The 22,174-nt window shown below is 72.6% G+C and carries 19 protein-coding genes; 5 read left to right on the top strand and 14 right to left on the bottom strand.

What is annotated here, in order from left to right; genetic code table 11:
- Positions 1-81: 81 nt before the first annotated feature.
- The 4 genes from C0R66_RS11140 to C0R66_RS11155 form a co-directional block, all read right to left on the bottom strand.
- The gene (locus tag C0R66_RS11140; protein WP_101524759.1) at positions 82-1,896 is read right to left on the bottom strand and encodes a helix-turn-helix domain-containing protein; all 1,815 of its coding nucleotides are present in this window, start codon (positions 1,894-1,896) and stop codon (positions 82-84) included.
- Entirely contained in the window at positions 1,896-4,481 is a 2,586-nt protein-coding gene (locus tag C0R66_RS11145; RefSeq protein WP_101524760.1) for an FtsK/SpoIIIE family DNA translocase, read from the bottom strand. Before C0R66_RS11145 ends, C0R66_RS11140 begins: the two co-directional genes overlap by 1 nt.
- A gap of 81 nt (positions 4,482-4,562) precedes the next feature.
- Complete coding sequence (locus C0R66_RS11150) at positions 4,563-5,423, bottom strand: M56 family metallopeptidase (RefSeq protein WP_101524761.1); 861 nt, start codon at positions 5,421-5,423, stop codon at positions 4,563-4,565.
- A gap of 18 nt (positions 5,424-5,441) precedes the next feature.
- Positions 5,442-5,822: a BlaI/MecI/CopY family transcriptional regulator gene (locus tag C0R66_RS11155; RefSeq protein WP_101524762.1), complete on the bottom strand. Its 381-nt coding sequence runs from the start codon at positions 5,820-5,822 to the stop codon at positions 5,442-5,444.
- A 129-nt stretch (positions 5,823-5,951) separates the two neighbouring features.
- On the opposite strand from C0R66_RS11155, the gene C0R66_RS11160 reads away from it, so the two are divergent.
- The 4 genes from C0R66_RS11160 to cydC are packed head-to-tail and all read left to right on the top strand — an operon-like array spanning position 5,952 to position 11,880.
- Positions 5,952-7,397, top strand: coding sequence for a cytochrome ubiquinol oxidase subunit I (locus tag C0R66_RS11160; protein WP_101524763.1), 1,446 nt, complete (start codon positions 5,952-5,954; stop codon positions 7,395-7,397).
- Positions 7,398-7,416: 19 nt separating this feature from the next.
- Positions 7,417-8,430 (top strand): cytochrome d ubiquinol oxidase subunit II, encoded by a 1,014-nt coding sequence (cydB, locus tag C0R66_RS11165; protein WP_101524764.1) that lies wholly within the window; start codon positions 7,417-7,419, stop codon positions 8,428-8,430.
- A 4-nt stretch (positions 8,431-8,434) separates the two neighbouring features.
- Positions 8,435-10,366, top strand: a complete 1,932-nt coding sequence (gene cydD / locus C0R66_RS11170; RefSeq protein WP_101524765.1) for a thiol reductant ABC exporter subunit CydD — start codon at positions 8,435-8,437, stop codon at positions 10,364-10,366.
- Complete coding sequence (gene cydC / locus C0R66_RS11175; protein ID WP_241901663.1) at positions 10,366-11,880, top strand: thiol reductant ABC exporter subunit CydC; 1,515 nt, start codon at positions 10,366-10,368, stop codon at positions 11,878-11,880. The genes cydD and cydC overlap by 1 nt, the downstream gene beginning before the upstream one ends.
- Here cydC and C0R66_RS11180 read toward each other — a convergent pair.
- The 7 genes from C0R66_RS11180 to C0R66_RS11210 all read right to left on the bottom strand — a co-directional run bounded on the left by C0R66_RS11180 (position 11,840) and on the right by C0R66_RS11210 (position 19,187).
- The gene (locus C0R66_RS11180; protein ID WP_158648007.1) at positions 11,840-13,669 is read right to left on the bottom strand and encodes a sensor histidine kinase; all 1,830 of its coding nucleotides are present in this window, start codon (positions 13,667-13,669) and stop codon (positions 11,840-11,842) included. The genes cydC and C0R66_RS11180 overlap by 41 nt on opposite strands.
- A 57-nt stretch (positions 13,670-13,726) precedes the next feature.
- A complete protein-coding gene (locus C0R66_RS11185) occupies positions 13,727-15,418 on the bottom strand; it encodes a ribonuclease J (RefSeq protein ID WP_101524768.1) in 1,692 nt (563 codons plus the stop codon).
- A gap of 11 nt (positions 15,419-15,429) precedes the next feature.
- Complete coding sequence (gene dapA, locus C0R66_RS11190) at positions 15,430-16,326, bottom strand: 4-hydroxy-tetrahydrodipicolinate synthase (protein WP_101524769.1); 897 nt, start codon at positions 16,324-16,326, stop codon at positions 15,430-15,432.
- 28 nt (positions 16,327-16,354) lie between these two features.
- Positions 16,355-17,281, bottom strand: coding sequence for an LLM class F420-dependent oxidoreductase (locus C0R66_RS11195; protein ID WP_101526200.1), 927 nt, complete (start codon positions 17,279-17,281; stop codon positions 16,355-16,357).
- Between the two features lie 69 nt (positions 17,282-17,350).
- Positions 17,351-17,737: an NUDIX hydrolase gene (locus C0R66_RS11200; protein ID WP_199286645.1), complete on the bottom strand. Its 387-nt coding sequence runs from the start codon at positions 17,735-17,737 to the stop codon at positions 17,351-17,353.
- A 4-nt stretch (positions 17,738-17,741) separates the two neighbouring features.
- A complete protein-coding gene (locus tag C0R66_RS11205) occupies positions 17,742-18,254 on the bottom strand; it encodes a dihydrofolate reductase (RefSeq protein ID WP_101524770.1) in 513 nt (170 codons plus the stop codon).
- A gap of 9 nt (positions 18,255-18,263) precedes the next feature.
- On the bottom strand, positions 18,264-19,187 hold the full coding sequence (locus C0R66_RS11210; protein WP_101524771.1) for a LysR family transcriptional regulator: 924 nt from the start codon (positions 19,185-19,187) through the stop codon (positions 18,264-18,266).
- A 77-nt stretch (positions 19,188-19,264) separates the two neighbouring features.
- On the opposite strand from C0R66_RS11210, the gene C0R66_RS11215 reads away from it, so the two are divergent.
- The gene (locus C0R66_RS11215) at positions 19,265-19,975 is read left to right on the top strand and encodes an aspartate/glutamate racemase family protein (RefSeq protein WP_101524772.1); all 711 of its coding nucleotides are present in this window, start codon (positions 19,265-19,267) and stop codon (positions 19,973-19,975) included.
- On the opposite strand, the gene C0R66_RS11220 is transcribed toward C0R66_RS11215, so the two are convergent.
- The 3 genes from C0R66_RS11220 to C0R66_RS11230 are packed head-to-tail and all read right to left on the bottom strand — an operon-like array spanning position 19,972 to position 22,164.
- Complete coding sequence (locus C0R66_RS11220) at positions 19,972-20,781, bottom strand: thymidylate synthase (protein ID WP_101524773.1); 810 nt, start codon at positions 20,779-20,781, stop codon at positions 19,972-19,974. The two genes, C0R66_RS11215 and C0R66_RS11220, sit on opposite strands and share 4 nt — an antisense overlap.
- A 36-nt stretch (positions 20,782-20,817) precedes the next feature.
- Entirely contained in the window at positions 20,818-21,648 is an 831-nt protein-coding gene (locus C0R66_RS11225; protein ID WP_101524774.1) for a PhzF family phenazine biosynthesis protein, read from the bottom strand.
- A 12-nt stretch (positions 21,649-21,660) separates the two neighbouring features.
- Positions 21,661-22,164: a GNAT family N-acetyltransferase gene (locus C0R66_RS11230; RefSeq protein ID WP_101524775.1), complete on the bottom strand. Its 504-nt coding sequence runs from the start codon at positions 22,162-22,164 to the stop codon at positions 21,661-21,663.
- Between the last annotated feature and the right edge of the window lie 10 nt (positions 22,165-22,174).

A 22,174-nucleotide genomic window follows, 5' to 3' on the forward strand; every position in this document is an offset into this window, starting at 1 on the left:
TAGGGGTACGAGTATGCCGCGCCCGGAGCGGTTGAGCGGATTCGGCAGGCCGGTCGGCCCCGGTGAGGCCGGACACGTCACTCAGCCTCCGGCGTAGGTGCCCTGTCCGGCCTGTCCGGGCTCACCGACGGGGCCGCGCTCCCGCCCGTCCACGACGACCGTGACGGCCCCGTCGCTGGTCTGCACCCGCAGCGGCGGAGAGGCGTTGACCTCCGTGCTCTCGCCGATGGCCAGGTTGCCTCGGAACACCTCGGCGCCGGAGCTGTCCCGGACCACCACGCGGGCGCCGCCGGTGGGAGCGGAGATGACCACCGGCACGGGGTCTGCGACCACCGCGCTGCCGCCGTGCGGGCCGCCGGAGCCGTTGAGCACCGGAGTGCCCGTCACCTCGGGCGAGGAGTCCATCACCAGCCGCGCCACGGACCAGGCCAGCACCAGCGCCATCACCGCGGCGACCAGGATGGACCAGTTGGGACCACCGCGGGTGGCACGGATCGACCCGTTGGACCCCGTCGCCAGCTCGGCCTCGAAGACGCGTCGCGGGTCGATGGGGGCGTGCGCGTACCGCTCGTCGTACGCCGTGAGCAGCGGAGCGACGTCGATCCCCAGCACCCGGGCCAGGGTCCGCAGGTGCCCCCTGGCGTAGAAGTCCCCACCGCAGGGCACGAAGTCGTCGACCTCGATGGCCTCGATCACGTGGGGACGGATCCGGGTGCGCTCGGCAAGCTGGTCGACGCTCAGCGACAACCTGGTCCGGGCCGCGCGCAGCTCCGGCCCCACCACGGGGTCGGCGGCGGGCTCCACCACGAAGTCGTGGAAGACCAGCGGTGCGACCGGCTGGCCCTCGCGGGCGATCGGACGGACCCGGTCGCCCCAGGTCTGGTCGTCCTCCACCAGCTCCACCCGGGCACGGGGAAGCACCTGGGTCTCGTCCTCCGCGGAGCGGTGCAGCACCTCGGCGCGCGACGCCGGGACACCCTCGCGGGCCGCCGCGGGCGTGCTGCTGGCCTCGGGCTCGTCCACCCGGTCCGGCTCGCCCGGGCCATCCCCGGTGGCCCCGGTGGTCCCGTCGGCCTCGCTGGCCTCGTCGGTCCCCCGGGACGGAAGCCGCGCGGAGACGCGCGACAAGGCGCCGGCGAGCAGCGGCCGCGGGTCCCGGACCCGGGGACGGACGACAGTCTCGTCCGCCACGTCCGCGCCCGGACGCTCCTCGGAGCCGCCGTCGAAGTCCTCGACGAGATCGGCGCCCGGCTCTGCGACCAGCGCGGCGGCCTGCTGGTCCTCGTCGGGGCGCTCCGGCCCCTCGTCCAGGACGACGACCTCGGCACCCCGGTCGACGAGTCGGGCCAGGGCGGCCGCGACGTCGTCACCGGCGCCGTGCACGCGGGTCGTCAGGCCCAGCGGCAGCGCCAGGGGGCCGCCGTACAGCTTGGTCGACAGGGTCGCCTGACGGGAGCCGCTGCGGTCCAGCTCGGCGAGCAGCAGGTCCGGGTTGCGGGGCACCACGCGAAGGCGGCCGTCGCGCAGCAGCCCGCGGCGGGGCAGGTGCTCCACGCGCTCCACCGCCGACCAGGGCAGACCTCGCCAGGTGCGCCCAAGACGCAGCCGCACCCCTTGGGCGTCGGCCACCAGCAGGGGCGTGCGTGCGTCGACGAACGAGGCCAGCCAACCGGTCCCGATCGCGCCCAGGACCGCGAACAGGACCCAGTCCAGCACCGCGGCGGTCTCCACGGCGCGCGCCAGGAAGGCGATCGCCAGCGCGGAGGCCAGCACGCCCACGGCCGCGGCGACGCCGGCGTTGCGGCGCACCTCGACGACGTCCGCGGCCAGGCTCAGGGACGGTCCGTCGACCGCCTCCTCGCCCGTGTGCTCCAGGTGCTTCTCGACTGCGCCCATCACTCTCCCTCCAGCGTCGCGATCACAGAGTCGATCTCGTCCGGCTTGACCAGCACGTCGCGGGCCTTGGAGCCCTCGCTGGGACCGACCACGCCGCGACTCTCCAGGATGTCCATCAGGCGCCCGGCCTTGGCGAAGCCCACGCGCAGCTTGCGCTGGAGCATCGAGGTCGAGCCGAACTGGGTGGAGACGACGAGCTCGATGGCCTGGACCACCAGGTCCATGTCGTCCCCGATGTCGTCGTCGAGGTCGCGCTTGGCCGCCGCGGGCGCGGTGACCTCCTCGATGTACGTCGGCTCCAGCTGCTGCTTGCAGGCCTCGACCACCGTGTGGATCTCGGCCTCGGTGACCCAGGAGCCCTGGACGCGGATCGGCTTGGACATGCCCATCGGCAGGAACAGGCCGTCACCCTGCCCGACGAGCTTCTCGGCGCCCGGCTGGTCCAGGATGACTCGGCTGTCGCCGAGGCTGGAGGTGGCGAACGCCAGTCGGGAGGGCACGTTGGCCTTGATCAGACCGGTGACGACGTCGACCGAGGGGCGCTGGGTCGCCAGCACCAGGTGGATGCCGGCGGCTCGCGCCAGCTGGGTGATCCGGACGATGGCGTCCTCGACGTCGCGCGGCGCCACCATCATCAGGTCGGCGAGCTCGTCGACGATCACCAGCAGGTAGGGGTACGGCGAGAGCTTGCGCTCGCTGCCCAGCGGCACCTCCACCTTGCCCGCGCGCACGGCCTTGTTGAAGTCGTCCACGTGACGGAACCCGAAGTTGGCGAGGTCGTCGTAGCGCATGTCCATCTCGCGCACGACCCACTGCAGCGCCTCGGCCGCCTTCTTGGGGCTGGTGATGATCGGCGTGATCAGGTGCGGGATGCCCTCGTAGGCGTTGAGCTCGACCCGCTTGGGGTCGACCATGATCATCCGCACCTCGTCGGGGGTGGACCGCATCAGGATCGAGGTGATCATCGAGTTGATGAACGACGACTTTCCCGAGCCGGTGGCGCCGGCCACCAGCAGGTGCGGCATCTTGGCCAGGTTGGCCACCACGAAGCCGCCCTCGACGTCCTTGCCGAGGCCCGCGATCAGCGGGTGGTGGTCCGAGCGGGCGGTGTTGGAGCGGAGCACGTCGCCGAGGGAGACGATCTCCTTGTCCACGTTCGGGATCTCGATGCCGATCGCGGACTTGCCGGGGATCGGGCTGAGGATCCGGACGTCGGCGGAGGCGACCGCGTAGGCGATGTTCTTCGACAGCGCCGTGACCTTCTCCACCTTGACCGCGGAGCCCAGCTCCACGATGTACCTGGTGACCGTGGGGCCCCGGGTGTAGCCGGTGACCTGGGCGTCGATGCCGAACTCCTCCAGCACCTGGGTGAGGCGGTCCACCACGGCGTCGCTGGCCTTCGACTTCGGCTTGTGCAGCGAACCGGGCTTCAGCAGGTCGCTGACGGGCAGCGAGTAGGTGATGTCGCCGGACAGGGCGAGCTGCTCCACCCGAGGCGGCAGCGGGGTGTGCGGCGGCGGCTCCACCTCGCCGGTGGGCTCGTCGGGGGTGCCGCCGGGCTGCAGGATGTCCAGCCCCTCGTCGCCCTCAGCCAGGGCGACGTCGACCGGGTCCGGCTTGCGACGGCGCTTGCGGACCTCGCGGTCCTCCAGCACCGGGGTGTCGTACGCCGGGTCGCCCATGTCCTCGTCCAACGGCTCGGAGGACTTGCGCTGACGGATCGGCCGGGTCGGCTCCTCGTCGGCCAGGTCGTCGTGGTGGCGACCCAACAGCCGGTCGCGCAGCTCGGCAAGGCGGTCGGGGATCAGGTAGACCGGAGTGGCGGTGATGACCAGGAGGCCGAACACGCCCAGCAGGCCCAGGATCGGGATGACCACCCAGGCGGTGCGGAACAGGTCCAGCAGCAGGCTGGACACCACGAAGCCGACCGCTCCCCCGGCCTGCTGGAGGGCGTAGGCGTCGCCGACCTCGGGCTGCGGGTTGCCGTTGGCGATGTGGACCAGGCCGAGCACCCCGAGGACGAGGGCCGTCCAGCCGATCACCTGACGGCCGGCGGGCCCGTTGTGCCGGGGGTCGCGCAGCGTGCGCCAGCCGATCCAGGCCAGCCACAGCGGCACCGCCCAGGCAACCTTGCCGACCGAGCCCGCGGTGACCGAGCGGACCAGGTCCATGGCACCGCCCGGCGGCTGCCACCAGACGGCTCCGGCGACCACCAGGGCCATGCCCAGCAGCGCGAGCCCTACGCCGTCGCGGCGGTGCTCGGGCTCGAGGTCGCGCGCACTGTGCCCCACGCTGCGAGCGGTGGCACCGACGCCGTGCGCCAGGCCGAGCCAGAGCGCGACCGTGCCACGTCCGAGGACGCCGAAGCCGCGGGCCACCGGCCCGGGGCCGCTGCGCACGGCTCGGGGCGCGGGGCGGCGTGCCGCAGTCGATCCGCGCGCTGTCCCTTTGTTGCCCGTCTTCGGGGCAGGACGCTTTGCGCTGGAGGCTCTGGTGGAGCCTGTACTCCGTGATCGGGTGCTCGAACCCTTCTTCGACGTGCTCGAGCTCCGCGACCCCGGCGGGGAAGACGTACGGGTCGCCATGGTCGTGACAGTAGTTGATCAGTCACACCAGTCACACGCACCACAGGTGCGTGTCGCCCCGCGGTCCGGGTGCGCCTCAGGTCACAACGAGCCCAGCCAGGGCGCCACCACCAGCGCGGTCGGCAGGGCCAGCACCGCCCACGCCGTGGCCAGCAGCGCGACGCCCTGGGCGGGCCGGGGGCGGCGGTCGGCCAGCACCCGGACCCGCTCGATCAGGTCCGAGCCCGAGGCACCCATCGCACCCTCGGGCGCCCGGCCCTGGGCCATGGCGAGCAGCGCCCCGCCGAGGTCCTGGGCCCGCCCGACCCGGAGTGCGGCACGGTCGGCCAGGATCTCGACCAGGAGTCGGACCTCGCGGAGAGCGTGATCGCTGGAGACCCAGGTGGGGAACGCCCGGTGCAGCACGGTGAACGCCTCCAGCACCAGGTCGTGACGGGCGGCCAGGTGGGCCCGCTCGTGGGCCAGCACCGCGGCCAGCTGAGGAGGCTGGAGAGTCGTCATGGCGGCGGCGGAGACGATCACCCGTGCCCGCGACCGGCCTGGCAGGCAGTACGCCACCGGTACGGCGTGGTCCAGCACGTGCACACCGGAGTCCCGGTCGGCGAGCAGGTCGACCTGCTCACGGTGGTGGCGACGCAGGGCTCGCAGCGAGGTGCCGACCTGGTGGCCGCTGAGCAGCAGCCGGCCGGCGACCAGCGCTGTGACGGCCAGCGCCACACCGGCCACCAGCAGCGAGGGCAGCTCGGCGGCCCGGCGCCAGGCGTGGTCGGTGACCAGGGAGAGTCCGGAGCCCAGGGCCGCCAGCACCGCCGCCAGGGCGACCGCCTGCCACAGCACCATGGCGGAGAACGGCGTGTGGTGCAGCCGGCGGGAACGCGCCATCAGGGCCGGGACGGGGCCCGCCAGCAGCACGGCGAGCGCGCCGAGGAGAAGGGGGGTCATCGCGCCGTCGCCGACGCCTCAGCTGTCCAGCGCAGCCAGGGCCGCACGCAGGGCGGCGACCTCGTCCGCACTGGCGTCCTCCACGAAGGCCACCAGGGCTGGGGCACGCTCGGCCTGCCCCAGCTCCGCGAGCGTCCCCCGCATCAGCTCGGCGGTCATCTCGGCTCGACTGGCTCGCGCTCGGTAGCGGTAGGCGCGCCCCGCCTTCTCCTGCACGACCATGCCCTTGCGGGCGAGACGATCCATCACGGTCATGACCGTCGTGTAGGCGACACCGCGGTCGTCGGCGAGCAGCGCGTGGACTTCGCGCACCGTGGTGTCGACTCCTTCGGGCAGGTCCCACATGACATCCATGACGGCCCGCTCGAGGTCTCCGAGTCCTGCTTTGGTGTGTGGCACCCCCGAGCATACCTACGGTTCGCAACGTACTACCCTCCGACGTACTACATTGCGTCGTACGTTGTCGTGTAGTTGGTCGTGCGGCGTGGAGATCGGATCGCGAGTCGGTCCCGGAAAGCTGGAGGAAAAGTGGAAGTCCTCGATATCGCTCGGTGGCAGTTCGGCATCATCACCGTCTACCACTTCCTCTTCGTCCCCCTGACGATCGGCCTCACCGCCATCGTCGCGGGCCTGGAGACCGCCTGGGTGCGGACCCGCAAGGAGGAGTACCTGCGGCTGACGAAGTTCTTCGGCAAGCTCTTCCTGATCAACTTCGCCCTCGGCGTGGTGACCGGGATCGTCCAGGAGTTCCAGTTCGGGATGAACTGGTCGGACTACTCCCGCTTCGTCGGTGACGTCTTCGGCGCTCCCCTGGCCATCGAGGGACTGCTCGCCTTCTTCCTGGAGTCCACCTTCCTGGGGCTGTGGATCTTCGGCTGGGACAAGCTGCCCCGTGCCCTGCACGCCGCCTGCATGTGGCTGGTCCACCTCGGCACGCTGGCCTCGGCGTACTTCATCCTGGCCGCGAACAGCTGGATGCAGCACCCGGTCGGGCACACCTACAACCCCGAGACCGGCCGCGCCGAGCTCGTCGACTTCGCCGCGGTGATGTTCAACAAGGTGCAGCTGGTGACGTTCCCGCACGTGGTGCTGGCCGCCTACATGACCGCCGGCGCCTTCATGGCGGGCGTCGCGGCCTACCTCTACGTGAGCGCCAAGCACCGCGACGACCGTCCGCTGTACCGCAAGGCGATCCGGATCGGAGCGGTCATCGCCCTGGTCGGCGGTCTCGGGGTCACCGTCTCCGGCGACATCCAGGGCAAGATCATGACCGAGGTCCAGCCGATGAAGATGGCCGCGGCCGAGGCGCTGTACGACACCACCAGCCACGCGCCGTTCTCGGTCCTGACCTGGGGCGACCTCGACGGCTCCGACCCGCAGCACATCATCGAGGTGCCGGGCCTGCTCTCCTGGCTGGGCACCGGCGACATCAACGGCGAGGTCAAGGGCATCAACGACCTGCGCGACCAGTACGCGGCGGAGTACGGGCAGGACCCCGGCGCGGCGTACTACCACCCGGGCGACTACGTCCCGGTCGTCCCCGTCACCTACTGGTCCTTCCGGTTCATGATGGGCCTGGGCATGGCCGTCGCAGCCGGCGCCCTGGCCCTGCTGCTGGTCACCCGCAAGTCGGGCCGCGGGAGCACCGGCCGATGGGTGGCCTGGCTCGGCCTGGCGCTCCCGGTGGGCGCGGTCGCCGCCAACTCGTTCGGCTGGATCTTCACCGAGATGGGGCGCCAGCCCTGGGCGGTCTTCGGGCTGATGACCACCCAGTCCGCGGTCTCCCCCGGCGTCAGCGTCTTCGAGGCGGCCACCTCGCTGATCGTGCTGACGCTGCTCTACGCGGCGCTCGCGGTGGTCGAGCTGGGGCTGCTGGTCAAGTACATCCGCATCGGCGCCGAGCCGTTCTCCGAGCCGCCGGAGGCACCGCTCGGCGGTCACGACGACGACCGGCCGCTGGCCTTCGCCTACTGAGGGAAGAGACAACACGATCATGGAACTCACCACCGTCTGGTTCGCCCTCATCGCGATCCTGTGGATCGGCTACTTCACCCTGGAGGGCTTCGACTTCGGCGTCGGCATGCTGCTCCCGGTCCTGGCCCGCGACGAGAAGGAACGTCGCGTCATGTACAACACCATCGGGCCCGTCTGGGACGGCAACGAGGTCTGGGTGCTGGTGGCCGGCGGGGCCACCTTCGCCGCCTTCCCCGAGTGGTACGCGACGCTCTTCAGCGGCTTCTACCTCCCCCTGCTGCTCATCCTGGTCGCCCTGATCCTCCGCAACCTGGCCTTCGAGTACCGCGGCAAGCGGGACGACGACCGCTGGCGGGCGCGGTGGGACGTGGCGGCCATCGTCGGGTCCTGGCTGCCCGCCGTGCTGTGGGGCGTCGCCTTCGCCAACATCGCCGCCGGGGTGCCGATCGACGCCGACAAGGAGTTCACCGGCAACCTGTTCACCCTCCTCAACCCCCTGGGCCTGCTGGGCGGGCTGGTGACGGCGGCGCTGTTCGCCACCCACGGCGCCCTCTTCGTGGCGCTCAAGACCGACGGCGAGATCCGGCACCGGGCCCGCGCGCTGGCAGAGCGTCTGGGCCTCGTGGCTGCCGTCCTGGCGGTCGTGTTCATGGTCTGGATGCAGCTCAGGACCGGTTCGGTCGGCTCCGCGATCGCCTTCGCCGCGGCCGCCCTGGCCCTGGTGGCGGGGCTGGTGGCCAACCGCGCCGGACGCGAGGGCTGGGCCTTCGTCGGCACCTTCGTCACCATCGCGCTGGCGGTGGCCGGGCTCTTCCTCGCGCTCTTCCCCGACGTCATGCCCTCGACCACGGACCCGGCCTTCTCGCTCACCACCACCAACGCCGCGGCCACGGCGTACACGCTCAAGATCATGACGTGGGTGGCGGTGATCTTCACCCCGATCGTGCTGGGCTACCAGGCGTGGAGCTACTGGGTGTTCCGCCGGCGCATCTCGGTCGAGCACATCCCCGAGGCGACCGCGGTGGGGCGCTGACGCCATGAAGCCGGTGGATCCCGCCCTCCTGCCCCACCTGCTGCCGGCCCGGCGCCCCCTGGCGCTGGGCCTGGCCGCCAGCATCACGGTGGGACTGCTCGCCGTCGCCCAGGCCGTGGCGGCCGGCCTGCTGGTGGTGCGCCTGGTCACCGAGCCGGGCGCGGGCCAGTGGCACGGCCCGGCCCTGGCGCTGGCCGTGGTGGTGGCGCTGCGGGCCGGCGCCGGCTACGTGGTGGACGTCAGCGGTGCTCGGGCCGCGACCCTGGTCTCGACCACATTGCGCCGTCGCCTGCTGGCGGCCGCGGCTGCGATGGACCCGTGGGAGCTGAGCCGGCACCGCACCGGTGAGCTCGCTGCCCTGGCCACCCGCGGCACGGCTGCGGTCGAGCCCTACCTCACCCGCTACCTGCCGTCGCTGGTCCTGGCGGCGGTGCTGCCGGTGACCACGGTGGCGGCGATCTTCGCCCTCGACTGGCTCGCGGGCCTGATCGTGGTGGCCACCCTGCCCCTGGTGCCGGTGTTCGCGATCCTGATCGGCTTGAGCACCCGCGACCGGGCCGCCCGCCAGTGGCGAGAGCTGGCCACGCTCTCGGGCCACTTCCTCGACGTGGTCCGCGGGCTGCCGACCCTGGTCGCGCACCGCCGGGCAGCCGCCCAGTCCGCCTCGATCCGCGGCATCACCGACCGGTACCGCCGGGCCACCCTGGATACCCTGCGGATCGCCTTCGCCTCCTCGGCCGCCCTGGAGCTCCTCGCGACCATCTCGGTCGCCCTGGTCGCGGTGACCGTGGGCCTGCGGCTGGCCAGCGGAGGCATCGACTTCGAGACCGCCCTGATCGTGCTGCTGCTCGCGCCCGAGGCCTACTGGCCCTGGCGGCGGGTCGGGGCGGAGTTCCACTCCGCCGCCGAGGGCACCGCCACCTTCGAGGCAGCTAACGAGCTGCTGCGCTCCGGTACGGCGCCGTCCTCGGTCGCCGGGTCCGAGGCCTCCACCGCTGCAGGGCCCCACGGGAGATCGCTCGGCACGCCCGTCCACCTGGAGCTGGACCGCGTCGGCTTCACCTACCCGGACCGCCGCCAGAGGGCGCTGGACCCCGTCTCCGCCCGGTTGCCGGCCACCGGCCTCGTTGCGGTGACCGGTGCCTCCGGCGCCGGCAAGTCGACCCTGCTCGCGGTGCTCTCGGGCGAGCTCGCGCCGACCCTCGGCACCGTCCGGGTCAACGGCCAGGACCTCGCCGACCTCTCCCGGGAGGTCTGGCGATCCACCCTGGCCACCGCTCCCCAGCGCCCCTGGCTGAGCGCCGGGACGGTGGCCGAGAACCTCCGGGTGGCGCGCCCCGGAGCCGACGACGCCCAGCTGTGGCGCGCCCTGGAGGCCGTGGACCTGGGCGAGGTCGTCGCTGGGCTTGAGGCGGGGCTCAGCACGCCGCTGGGCGAGGACGGGGCCGGTCTCTCCGCAGGCCAGCGGGCTCGCCTCGCCCTGGCGCGGGTGGTGCTCGCGGACCGTCCCGTGATGCTGCTGGACGAGCCCAGCGCCCACCTGGACGCCGCCACGGAGGCGGTCCTGCTGGACACGCTGCGGTCCCTGGCACGCACGGCCCTGGTGATCGTGGTGGCACACCGCGACCAGGTTGCCGCCGCCGCGGACCTGGTGCTCACCCTGCGCGCTCCCGATGGCCTGCCGGCTGCGGACCCCGGGCCCGCGACCGTCGTGGCCGAGCCCCGGGCTGTCGTGGCGGAGCCCGAGATTGTCGTGGCTGAGCCCGGGGCGACGGCCGCCGGGAAGGCGCCGATCGACGTCGCCCCCGGCCGTCACGCCCGGTTCGGCTCCCGGACCGCGACCGCGCTGGGGGCGCTCTCGGTCACCTCCGGCGTCGCCCTGACCGCGACCGCCGCCTGGCTGATCACTCGCGCGTCCGAGCATCCCCCGTGCTGATGCTGATGGTCGCGATCGTCGGGGTCCGGACCTTCGGGCTCGCCCGGCCGGTGCTGCGGTACGCCGAACGGCTGGTCTCCCACGACGCAGCACTGCGGATGCTGGCCCAGCGACGGGCGAGTGTGTACGACGCCCTGGTCCCCCTGGTGCCAGGGCGACTCGGCGTACGCCGTGGCGATCTCCTGACCAGGGTGGTGGACGACGTCGACGCCCTCGTCGACGAGGAGCTCCGGGTCCGCCAGCCGCGGCAGACCTCAGCGCTGGTCGGGGCGACCGCGATCGTGCTGGCCGCACTCGTGGCGCCACTGGCGGGTCTGGTCACCGGGGCGATCTGCGCCGTCGCCTGGCTCGCGCACCTGGTGACCGGGCGTCGCGTCGCGGTGGCCGAGCCGGCCTTCGTGACGGCCAGAGCCGAGGTCTCGACGCGGGTGGAGCACATCCTGGCCAGCCTCCGTCAGCTCGAGCTGTGGCAGGCCACCGCCTCGGAGCTGGACGGGCTGGCCGCCGCGGGTCGGCGCCTCGGCGCGGCAGCCCAGCGCTCGGTCCGGGCCACCGCCGCGGCGCGGGCGGTCACCACGCTGGCCTGTGGGGCGGGACTGGTGCTGATGGCCACCGGGCTGTCGGGCGCGCTGGGCCGGGGCGAGCTGTCGCCCGCGATGACGGCGCTGCTGGTGATGCTGCCACTGGCTCTGGAGGACGCCCTCTCACCGCTGGCCGACGCCGCAGCGGTGGCGGTGCGCACCCGCGCCGCCCGTGCCAGGCTGGACGCGCTGACCGCCCAGCCGCCCGCGGTGGCGCCCGACGTGCCCGGCGCTGCCCGGGACCTGGGCCATCCCCGCCTCGAGCTCCGCGAGGTCCGCGCCGGATGGGGAGAGCGTCCGGTGGTGGAGGTGGCACAGCTGGACCTGCCTGTCGGAGGACGGGTCGGGCTGGTCGGTCCCTCGGGCAGCGGGAAGTCCACGGTGGCCGCCCTGCTGCTGCGGTTCCTTGATCCCGCCTCCGGCGCCGTGCTGGTCGACGGCACCGACGCCCGCGCCCTCCGGGGCGACGACGTCCGAGCCCGGGTCGGCCTGGTCGACGACGACCCGCACGTCTTCGGCTCCACGGTCGCCGAGAACGTGCGCCTGGCGCGCCCCGACGCCGGGGACGCGGAGGTGACCGACGCCCTGGTGCGAGCCCACCTGGGCGCCTGGCTCGCGGAGCTGCCGCACGGTCTGGACACCATGGTCGGCGACGGGCACGCCCACGTCTCCGGGGGTGAGCGGGCCAGGCTGGCCGTGGCCCGGAGCCTGCTCGCCGACCAGCCGGTCCTGATCCTCGACGAACCGACCGCGCACCTGGACGCCGAGACGGCGCAGGCGGTCACCGATGAGCTGCTCGGCCAGCCCGGCCGTTCGATCCTGTGGATCACCCACGGCGTCGTGGGTCTGGACGCCATGGACCAGGTCGTGCGGCTGGGCCCCCGCGAGCCCGTCAGCCCAGGCGCGGGGAATCGGGTCGCCGCGGCAGTCTGACCGTGAAGGTGCTGCCCTGGCCCAGGGTGGAGTCCACCGTGACGGTGCCCTCGTGCAGCTCGACGATGCGCCGTGAGATCGCCAGTCCCAGTCCCGTGCCGGGGATGGACAGCGCTTCCGGGTTGGACGAGCGGTGGAAGGCCGAGAACAGGTGGACCTGGTCCTGTCGCGAGATGCCCAGCCCCTGGTCGGACACGGAGAGCCACGCCCCGTCGGCGTCGCCGCCGACCTGCACGCTCACCCGTCCGCCCGGTCGGGAGTACTTCACCGCGTTGCCCAGGAGGTTGTCGCACACCCGACGCAGCTCCTCCGGGTCGCCGACGACGCTCACGGGTCCGTGCGGTGCGTCCAGGGAGACGGAGAGGGCCTGGCGGTCCAGCTGGACCGCGAGGGTCTCGATGCTGCCCCGGACCAGGCCCGCCAGGTCAACTTCCTGCCGGGCCGGGGAGCGCTTCTCCTGCAGGCGGGAGTAGCTCAGGAGGTTGTCGATGAGCCCCTGGAGCCGGTGGGCGTTGCGGGTGATCGCCGGCAGGGAGACGTCGAGACTGGCTCCGTCCTCGAGCAGCTCGGTGTGACCCATGATGGAGGTCAGCGGGGTCTTCAGCTCGTGGGAGATGGTGGCGATCAGCTCGCCCTTGTAGCGGTCCAGCTCCTGGAGCTCGGCCAGCAGCCGCTGCTCGGTGCTGCGCAGCCGGGCGTTGAGCACCAGCGGGCCCAGCGTCCGGCCCACCTCCGCCAGGCCGGCTCGCTGGGGCGGGGTCAGGGCCGGCTGGTCGGCGGACCGCATCACCACGAGGTAGCCGAGCACGTCCCGGCCCACCAGCATCGGGCAGACGGCGGCCTGGGTGGCGTCGTGCAGACGCATCTTGTGCTGCAGTGCCTGCCCGCTCATCGGCAGCAGGTCGCTGGGGTCCGGTTCCAGCCCGACCTCGATCGGGAACCCGTGGTCGGCCTCGCTCAGCCGGACCAGGTCGCCGAGCAGGGTCTGGATGCCCGCGGTGACCGCGTTGGGCGCGGGGTAGCCAGCGGCGTGCTCCCAGGAGCCGTTCAGGGTCTCGGGGAAGCACCGCAGCCACGTCTGACAGCTGTCCAGCCCTTCCGCCACCGCCCGAACCGCCGCCTCGAGCACCAGGTCGAGGTCGACGAGGCTGCCGGCCAGGGCGACCTTGGTGAGCATCTCCCCCACCACCAGCTGCTCGGCCAGCCGGGCCCGGTGCTGGGCGTGGGAGAGGGCCAGCCCGGCCTGCACCACGAACATCTCGAGCAGCTCACGCTGCTGCTGGTCCGGGACCCGGCCACCGGGCGGGCGGTCCACGGACATGATGCCGAGCAGCTCGCCCGTGGGGGCGTACAACGGCCCGAAGAGGGCGTCTCCGGGATGCCAGGCGTCGGCGCCCTCCACCGGGTCGCAGTCGGGGACCCACATTCCCTCGAGGAACTCACCGGCGACCCGCCCGCGGGGGACGTAGCGGATGATCCCCCACTCGTCAGCCTGGTCGAACGCGTCCAGGATGAGCTGGACAGGGCGCCGCCTGCCGAGCACCTGCGCGCGGTAGTGCTCCGGTCCGGAGAAGGTGGACACCACCAGGGTGTCGCCCTGGATACGGGAGATGGCCGCCACACCGTAGCCCAGCCCATCGGTGACGCCGGCGACGATCTCCTCCAGCACCCCGGCGGTGTCGGTGGAGGAGTTGACCCGCCGCATCAGCTCGTAGAGGCGCCCCAGGCGTGGGTCCTGAAGGAGATGGATCCCCTTGGACACTGCTCCCCCACTCCGGGCCGGGCCCATGACGATGTGCTCGGAGTCTAGGGAGACCCAGGTACGCCATGCAGGGGAAACGCCGTCTCAGGCCTCGACGACCACCGGGATGATCATCGGACGGCGTCGGTGCGCCTTGCTGACCCACCGCCCGACCACACGCCGGATCGTCTGCTGGAGCTGGTAGGAGTCGGTCACCCCGTCCGCGATCACCCGGTCCAGGGCGTCCACGATCACCGGCTTCACCTCGGCGAAGGTGGCGTCGTCCTCGGCGAACCCGCGAGCATGGATCTCCGGACCTCCGGACACCTTGCCGGTGACCGAGTCCACGACCACGATCACCGAGATGAAGCCCTCCTCGCCGAGGATCCGACGGTCCTTCAGCGAGGCCTCGGTGATCCCGCCGACGGAGGTGCCGTCCACGAAGACGTAGCCGCAGGCGACCTTGCCGGCGATGCTGGCCACGCCGTCGACCAGGTCGACCACCACGCCGTCCTCGGCGATCACCACGTTGGCGGCCGGCACCCCGGTGGCACGGGCGAGCGCCGCGTTGGCGTGCATGTGCCGGATCTCCCCGTGCACCGGCATCACGTTGCGTGGCTTGACGATGTTGTAGCAGTAGAGGAGCTCCCCGGCGCTGGCGTGCCCGGAGACGTGCACCAGGGCGTTGCCCTTGTGGACCACGTTGGCGCCCAGGCGCGAGAGCCCGTTGATCACCCGGAACACCGCGTTCTCGTTGCCGGGGATGAGCGAGCTGGCGAGGACGACAGTGTCGCCCTCCTCGAGGTGCACGAAGCTGTGGTTGCGCTGGGCGATGCGGCTCAGCGCCGACATCGGCTCACCCTGGGAGCCGGTCGAGATCAGCACCTGACGCTCCGGCGCCAGCTCGGCGAGCTCCTTGGCGTCGACCAGCACGCCGGCCGGCACCCGGAGGTAGCCGAGCTCCTTGGCGATCTGCATGTTGCGCACCATCGAGCGGCCGACGTACGCCACCTTGCGCTTGTGGGCCACCGCCGCGTCGAGCGCCTGCTGGACCCGGTGCACGTGCGAGGCGAAGCAGGCCACGATGACCCGCTTCTCGCTCTTGTGGAACACCCGGTCCAGCACCGGCCCGATGTCCTTCTCGTGGGTGGTGAAGCCGGGCACCTCGGCGTTGGTGGAGTCGGTGAGGAACAGGTCGACCCCCTCCTCCCCGAGCCGGGAGAAGGCGCGCAGGTCCGTGATGCGCCCGTCGAGCGGGAGCTGGTCCATCTTGAAGTCACCGGTGTGCAGGACCATCCCGGCCCCGGTGCGGATGGCGACGGCCAGGGCGTCGGGGATGGAGTGGTTGACCGCCACGAACTCCAGGTCGAAGGGCCCGAACGAGATCCGGTCGCCCTCGCGGACCTTGTGGTGCACGGTCTCGCGCAGGCGGTGCTCGCGCAGCTTCGGGTCCAGCAGCGCCAGCGTCAGCTCCGAGCCCACGAGCGGGATGTCTCCCCGCTCCCGCAGGAGGTACGGCGTGGCGCCGATGTGGTCCTCGTGACCGTGGGTCAGCACCAGCGCCTCCACCGCGTCGAGCCGGTCCCGGATCGCCTCGAAGTCGGGCAGGATCAGGTCCACCCCGGGGTGGTGCTCCTCGGGGAAGAGCACCCCGCAGTCGACGATGAGCAGCCGGCCGTCGTACTCGAAGACGGTCATGTTGCGCCCGACCTCGCCGAGACCGCCCAGCGCGACGATCCGCAGGCCGCCGTCGGGCAGGGGTCCGGGCGCGGTCAGCTCGGGATGGGGGTGGGACACAGGCGGGTTCCTCAGATCAGGCCGGCGGCGAGGAGACCCTCGCGCAGGGCGGCGTATTCGGTCTCGTCCAGGGGAACCAGCGGTCCCCTGACGTGGCGGTTCTCGAGCACGCCTTGGAGCTGCAACGCCGCCTTGGCCGTGGTGGCTCCGTAGTTCGGGACGCCCATCACCGCCTCGAAGGCGGGGATCAGACGGTTGAAGGTCGCCAGCGCCGGGGCGTGGTCGCCGGAGAGGAAGGTCTCGATCATCGAGGCGAGCTCTCGGCCCGCGACGTGCCCGACGACCGAGACGAGTCCGCAGCCCCCGTGGGCCAGGAACCCCAGGGTGGCGACGTCGTCGCCGGAGTAGACCGCGTAGCCCATCTGGGCCAGCTTGCTGGCGCGCACCAGGTCTCCCAGGGCGTCCTTGACCGCGATCACGTTGCTCCAGGTGAACGCCTCGGCCAGGGTCTCGGTGGTCAGCGACATGCCGACCCGCCCGGGCACGTCGTAGAGCATGACCGGCAGGTCGGTGGCCTCGGTGACGGTACGGAAGTGGTGCAGCACCCCGCGCTGGGAGGGCTTGTTGTAGTACGGGGTGACCAGCAGGACGCCGTCCGCGCCGATCTTGGCGGCGTTGAGGGCCAGCTCGACGGAGTGCGAGGTCGCGTTGGTGCCCACCCCGGCGATCACGGTGGCCCGGTCGCCGACGGCGTCCTTGACGGCGCGCAGCAGCTGGGCGTCCTCCTCGACGGTGGTGGTCGGCGCCTCCCCGGTGGTCCCCGACACGACGACCCCGTCGTTGCCGTGGTCCACCAGGTGCGAGGCGATCCGCGCGGTGCCCTCGAGGTCGATCGAGCCGTCGTCGTGGAAGGCCGTCGCCATCGCGGTGAGCATGCGGCCGAACGGTGCGGCTGGAGCGGTCGTCATGGGAGCAAGGCTACTGCCCCGGGCCGGCTCACAGGTGGGGCGCCACCTGCTCGGCCACCAGGCGCAGGTGGTCCAGGTCGGCGAGGTCGAGCACCTGCAGGTAGACCCGCTGCGCACCCAGGGCCGCGAACGTGCCGATCCGGTCCACGACCTCCTCGGGCGTGCCGGCCAGTCCGTTCTCGCGCAGCTCGGCGGGCTCGCGCCCGATCGCGGCGGCTCGACGCTCCACCTCCGCCTCGTCGCTGCCGACGCAGAGCACCAGGGCGTTGGACCACGTCATCGACTCCGGGTCCCGCCCGATCGACTCGCACGCGTCCCGCACCCGGCCGAACTGCTCCCGGGTCTCCTCCAGCCCCACGAACGGCACGTTGAACTCGTCGGCGTACCGGGCCGCCAGCGCCGGGGTACGGCGCTTGCCCCGGCCGCCGATCAGCACCGGCGGGCCGGGCTGCTGCACGGGCTTGGGCAGCGCGGGACTGTCGCGCAGGGCGTAGTGCTCCCCCTCGTGGGTGAAGGTCTCACCCAGCGGGGTGCGCCACAGGCCGGTGACGACCGCGAGCTGCTCGGCGAAGCGGTCGAACCGCTCGCGGGTGTCGGGGAAGGGGATCCCGTAGGCGGTGTGCTCTTCCTCGAACCAGCCGGCGCCCAGCCCCAGCTCGACCCGGCCGCCACTCATCTGGTCGACACCGGCGACCTGGACGGCGAGCACGCCGGGGTGGCGGAAGGTGGCCGACGTCATCAGGGTCCCGAGCCGGATGGTGCTGGTGTCCCGGGCCAGTCCGGCCAGAGTGGTCCAGGCGTCGGTGGGGCCGGGAAGCCCGTCGGTGCCCATCGGCAGGTAGTGGTCGGAGCGGAAGAAGGCTCCGAAGCCGAGTCGCTCGGCCTCCAGTGCGACGGCGAGCAGGTCGTCGTAGGTCGCGCCCTGCTGGGGTTCGGTGAAGATTCGCAGCTCCATGACCCCCACTGTTTCACGCAGGGTGTTGCCACCGGCCCAGCGAGGGCTCAAGGAGCGCTCAGCGAGCGCTCAGCGAGGGCTCCGGATCGCCGGGATGACGTGCTGCTCCAGCATCGGCGCGAGGTCGTCGTAGGACCGGTCCAGGCGGGTCCAGCGCAGCTCGGCGATCTCGCCCCCGATCACCGGCTCGCCGGGCAGGGCAGCGGTGTAGACCGTGGAGTGCAGGGTGTGGCCGGGTTCGTTGGCCGCCGCGGAGGTGAACTCCCCCAGCAGCTCCAGGTCGGTGACGACCAGCCCCACCTCCTCGGCGGTCTCCCGGATCGCGCAGTCCTCGGGGTCCTCGCCGGGCTCGGGCTTGCCGCCCACCAGCATGAACCTGCCGGTGCCCTGCTTGCGCACCGTCAGCACCGCGCCGTCGCGCACGAACGCGACAGCGGAGACCACGATGTCAGCCACGCGCTCAGCCACGGGCGTCCAGGCGGTTGCGCTCCCACCAGACCCAGTCCAGGTCCTCGCGCGAGACCCTGCGCACCTCGCGCCACTGGCTGAGGTCGACCTCGGGGAAGAACGCGTCGCCCTCGGGTGACAGGTGCACCTCGGTGAGCACCATGTGGGTGGCCTGGTCCCGCGTCTCGGCATAGATCTGTCCGCCGCCGGCGATCACCGTGTCACCGGGCAGGCAGTCCGCGAGCGCCAGCGCCGCGGGCACGCTGTGGGCGACCTGGACCTGGTCGCCGTACTGGCCGGGCGACCACTCGGGGTCCCGAGTGACCACCACGGTGCTGCGTCCCGGCAACGGACGCCCGATGGAGTCCCAGGTGGCGCGTCCCATCACCAGGGTGTGACCGAGCGTCTCGGCCTTGAAGTGGGCGAAGTCCTCGGGGAGGTGCCACGGGATCTCACCGCCGCGGCCGATCACCCGGTTCCGGGCGTGAGCCGCCACGATGACCACTCGCCTGTCCGCCTCGTGCACGCGCCGACCCTACGCGGAGCCCGAGCCGGACCGCTCGGCTCCCACCGCGACAGGACCAGCGACCGGACCCGCGACCTGCAGCGCGGCCAGCAGCGCGGCGACGGCGGGGACCCGCTCGATCCCGCGTCGGTGCAGCACGTCGATGCGGCGCGAGCCGAGCTCCGGCAGCTCCTCGGTGCGCACCCCGGGGTGTCGGAACGCGGTCAGCGCGGTCTCGGGCAGCACCGCGACGGCGAGCCCGCGCGCGACGAGCGCCTGCACGACCACGTAGTCGTCGGTGACGTGCCGGATGCGGGGCACGAACCCGGCCCGGGCGGCGCAGGCGACCAGGTGACCCCGGCACCGCTCGCAGCCGGCGACCCACGGCCGGTCCTCGAGCTCGGCCAACCGTCGTGGCACGGCCGCGACGTCGGCCGGCAGCACCAGGCGGATCGGGTCCTCGGCCAGGGGTGCGGCCACCAGCGCCTCCTCGGCGCGGTCCTCCTGGTAGCCGAAGACCAGGGCCAGGTCGACCGCGCCGCTGCGCACCAGCGCGGCGGCCTCCGGGGGCTCCGCCTCCACCAGGCTGACCTCGATCTCGGGGGCGGCGACCGCCAGCGCCGCCAACGCCGTCGGGACGATGACCGCCGACCCCGAGGGGAAGGAGGCCATCCGCGCTGAGCCGGACCGCAGCTGGGCCAGGTCGTCGAGCTCGGCAGCGGCGGCCTCGAGGTGGGCGGCCACCGCGTCGGCGTGGGCCAGCAGGCGGCGACCGGCTTCGGTGAGGTCGACGCCGCCGGCGCCGCGCACCAGCAGCGGTCCCCCCACCTCGCGCTCCAGCGCCCGCAGGTGCTGGCTCACCGCCGGCTGGGTCCAGCCCAGCTCGCGGGCGCCAGCGCTGATCGAGCCCGCACGGGCCACAGTCCGGAAGATGAGCACACGACGGGAGTCCACGCCTCATAGCATTGCTTATGGGTCGTCGAAGAAGAAGCAGAGTTCCTTGGATCCCCTCAACCGGCCAGGATGGACGCATGACGACTCTGGGCATCCTCGGCGGGATGAGCTGGCACTCGACCGTCGACTACTACACCCACATCAACGAGGCCGTGGCCCGCGAGCGCGGTGGACACCACAGCGCCGAGCTGCTGCTGGCCTCGATGGACTTCGGGACGGTGCGCGCACTGCAGGTCGCCGGCGACTGGGACGGCGCCGGCCGGCTGCTGGGCGACGCCGCCCGCAGGCTCCAGGGTGCGGGGGCCGAGGCCGTACTGATCGCCACCAACCTGATGCACAAGGTGGCGCCGGCGGTGGAAGCCGCCGTTGACGTCCCGCTGCTCCACATCGGCGACGCGGTCGGCCACGCGGCGACCGCTGCCGGCTACGGCACGCTCGGGGTCGTGGGCACGCGCTGGGTGATGGAGGAGCCGTTCTACGGCGACCGACTGGGCGCCCACGGACTCGCCTGCGTGGTGCCCGGCGCGGAGGACCGGCAGGTGCTGGACGAGGTGATCTTCTCCGAGCTGACCCTGGGCGTGGTCCGGGAGGAGTCCCGGGCGACCTTCGCCCGGGTGCTGCAGGACCTCGCGTCCCGCGGCGCGGAGGCGGTGGTGCTGGCCTGCACCGAGATCCAGCTGCTGGTGCGGCCCGAGGACAGCCCGGTCCCGCTGATCGACTCGATGGCCGTGCACGCGGCGTACGCGGCGCAGGTCGCCCTCGGCGAGCCCGCCCGCCCAGCCGGCTAGACCGCGATCGGCGCCTTGATGCCCGGGTGCGGGTCGTACCCGTGCACCGAGATGTGCTCCAGGTCGAAGGCGTCCAGCTCGGTCACCGCGCGGTCCAGCTCGAGGCGCGGCAGCGGTCGGGGCTCGCGGGTCAGCTGCAGGCGCGCCTGGTCCAGGTGGTTGAGGTAGAGGTGAGCGTCACCGAGGGTGTGCACGAAGTCGCCGACCTCCAGGCCGGTGACCTGCGCGACCATGTGGGTCAGCAGCGCGTAGGAGGCGATGTTGAACGGCACGCCGAGGAAGACGTCCCCACTGCGCTGGTAGAGCTGGCAGCTGAGCCGGCCGGGACCGGTGGCGGACGGGGCGACGTAGAACTGGAACATGGTGTGGCACGGCGCGAGCGCCATGTCGCCGATGTCGGCGACGTTCCAGGCGCTCACGATGTGGCGGCGGCTGTCCGGGTTGTCCCGGATCTGCTGGACCACCTGGGCGATCTGGTCGATGTGCTGCCCGCCCGGGGTGGGCCAGGACCGCCACTGGGCGCCGTACACCGGCCCGAGGTCGCCGTTCTGGTCCGCCCACTCGTCCCAGATGGAGATGCCGCGGTCCTGGAGCCACTTGACGTTGGTGTCCCCGCGCAGGAACCACAGCAGCTCGCCGAAGATGCTGCGGGTGTGCACCTTCTTCGTGGTCACCAGCGGGAACCCCTGGGAGAGGTCGAAGCGCATCTGGTGCCCGAAGACGCTGAGCGTGCCGGTGCCGGTGCGGTCGGACTTCTCGACGCCGTCGTCGAGGATCCGCTGGAGGAGGTCGAGGTACTGCTGCACGGGGCGACTGTACGCCGTCCGGTCAGGCCAGGGGACTCACCTGAGACGGAGGGTTCCCGAGATCGTGGTGCTGGTGTCCCCGCCCACCCAGGTGGTGTCCCCCACCTGGTCCACGTGGACGCGTCCCGCCCGGCCCAGCGCGGTGCCCTGGGCCGCGACGTAGGACGGGGGCAGCACGCCGCTGCCGATCAGCCACTGGGCCACGCCGGCGTTCAGCGACCCGGTGACCGGGTCCTCGGGGACGGCGAGCTCGGGGGCGAACCCGCGGACCTCGATGGAGACCTCTCCGCCCGGCGGGTACAGCCCGACCACGCCCAGGTCGAGGTCGGCCATCGCGACGTAGTCGGGGTCCAGGGCCAGCACGGCGTCGGCGTCGCGGAGCCGGGCCGCCACCCAGCCGGGACCGTTGTCGACCCACTGGGCCGCCACGACCTCCGAGGGCTCGATGCGCAGCGCGCGGGCGATCGCGCGCACGGTCTCCGCGTCGGCGGGCCCGCTGCGCAGCAGCGGCGGAGCCGCGAAGGCGAGCCGTTCCCCGCGCCGGATGGTGACCAGGCCGGCGCCGCACTCCTGCACCACACGCTCGGCGTGCTGAGCCTGGCCCCCCGCCTCGAGCCACGCGTGCGCCGAGCCCAGCGTCGGGTGCCCGGCGAACGGCAGCTCCCCGCCGGGGGTGAAGATACGCAGCCGGTAGTCGGCCTCAGCGGTGGTGGGAGCCAGCAGGAAGGTGGTCTCGCTCAGGTTGGTCCAGCGCGCGAACGCCCGCATCTGCTCCTCGGTGAGGTCGTCCGCCGCGTGTACCACCGCCACCGGGTTGCCCCTCAGCGGCTCGGCGGAGAAGACGTCGACCTGTCGGAAGTCATGCATGACGCGAGCCTGTCACGACGGCCGGGGAGCCCGCCCCGGGCTCCCTCCCAGGACCGACAGCGCCTCGCCGTCGAGGCGGTAGGTCGTCCACTCGTCCTGGGCGACCGCCCCCAGTGCCTGGTAGAAGGCGATGGAGGGGGCGTTCCAGTCCAGCACCCACCACTCCAGCCTGGTGTAGCCCCGGGCCAGGCAGATCTCGGCCAGGGTGCGCAGCAGCTCCTTGCCCAGGCCACGACCCCGGTGCGCGGGGCTGACGAAGAGGTCCTCGAGCCAGATGCCGTGCCGACCGGTCCAGGTCGAGAAGCTCAGGAACCACACCGCGATGCCCACCACGACCTCGCCGTCCAGGGCGACGTGGCAGAACGCTGCGGCGGGTCCGTCGGCGGGGAACAGCGCCCGCCCCAGGTCCGCCTCGGTCGTCCGCACCGCGTCCGGCTCGCGCTCGTAGACCGCGAGCTCGTGGATCAGCGCGAGGATCGCCGGTACGTCGTCGGGGGTCGCGGCGCGCACGGTCATGGCGTGCCCG

The sequence above is a fragment of the Nocardioides houyundeii genome, from assembly GCF_002865585.1.
Taxonomy (GTDB): Bacteria; Actinomycetota; Actinomycetes; order Propionibacteriales; family Nocardioidaceae; genus Nocardioides; species Nocardioides houyundeii.

What these genes read in the sequence shown, in the direction of transcription:
- C0R66_RS11145 (WP_101524760.1), bottom strand. Translation starts at nt 4,481, where the DNA reads ATGGCGACCCGTACGTCTTCCCCGCCGGGGTCGCGGAGCTCGAGCACG.
- cydD (WP_101524765.1), top strand. Translation starts at nt 8,435, where the DNA reads ATGAAGCCGGTGGATCCCGCCCTCCTGCCCCACCTGCTGCCGGCCCGG.
- C0R66_RS11140 (WP_101524759.1), bottom strand. Translation starts at nt 1,896, where the DNA reads ATGGGCGCAGTCGAGAAGCACCTGGAGCACACGGGCGAGGAGGCGGTC.
- cydB (WP_101524764.1), top strand. Translation starts at nt 7,417, where the DNA reads ATGGAACTCACCACCGTCTGGTTCGCCCTCATCGCGATCCTGTGGATC.
- dapA (WP_101524769.1), bottom strand. Translation starts at nt 16,326, where the DNA reads ATGACGACCGCTCCAGCCGCACCGTTCGGCCGCATGCTCACCGCGATG.
- C0R66_RS11225 (WP_101524774.1), bottom strand. Translation starts at nt 21,648, where the DNA reads ATGCATGACTTCCGACAGGTCGACGTCTTCTCCGCCGAGCCGCTGAGG.
- C0R66_RS11195 (WP_101526200.1), bottom strand. Translation starts at nt 17,281, where the DNA reads ATGGAGCTGCGAATCTTCACCGAACCCCAGCAGGGCGCGACCTACGAC.
- C0R66_RS11180 (WP_158648007.1), bottom strand. Translation starts at nt 13,669, where the DNA reads ATGGGCCCGGCCCGGAGTGGGGGAGCAGTGTCCAAGGGGATCCATCTC.
- C0R66_RS11230 (WP_101524775.1), bottom strand. Translation starts at nt 22,164, where the DNA reads ATGACCGTGCGCGCCGCGACCCCCGACGACGTACCGGCGATCCTCGCG.
- C0R66_RS11150 (WP_101524761.1), bottom strand. Translation starts at nt 5,423, where the DNA reads ATGACCCCCCTTCTCCTCGGCGCGCTCGCCGTGCTGCTGGCGGGCCCC.
- C0R66_RS11215 (WP_101524772.1), top strand. Translation starts at nt 19,265, where the DNA reads ATGACGACTCTGGGCATCCTCGGCGGGATGAGCTGGCACTCGACCGTC.
- cydC (WP_241901663.1), top strand. Translation starts at nt 10,366, where the DNA reads ATGCTGATGGTCGCGATCGTCGGGGTCCGGACCTTCGGGCTCGCCCGG.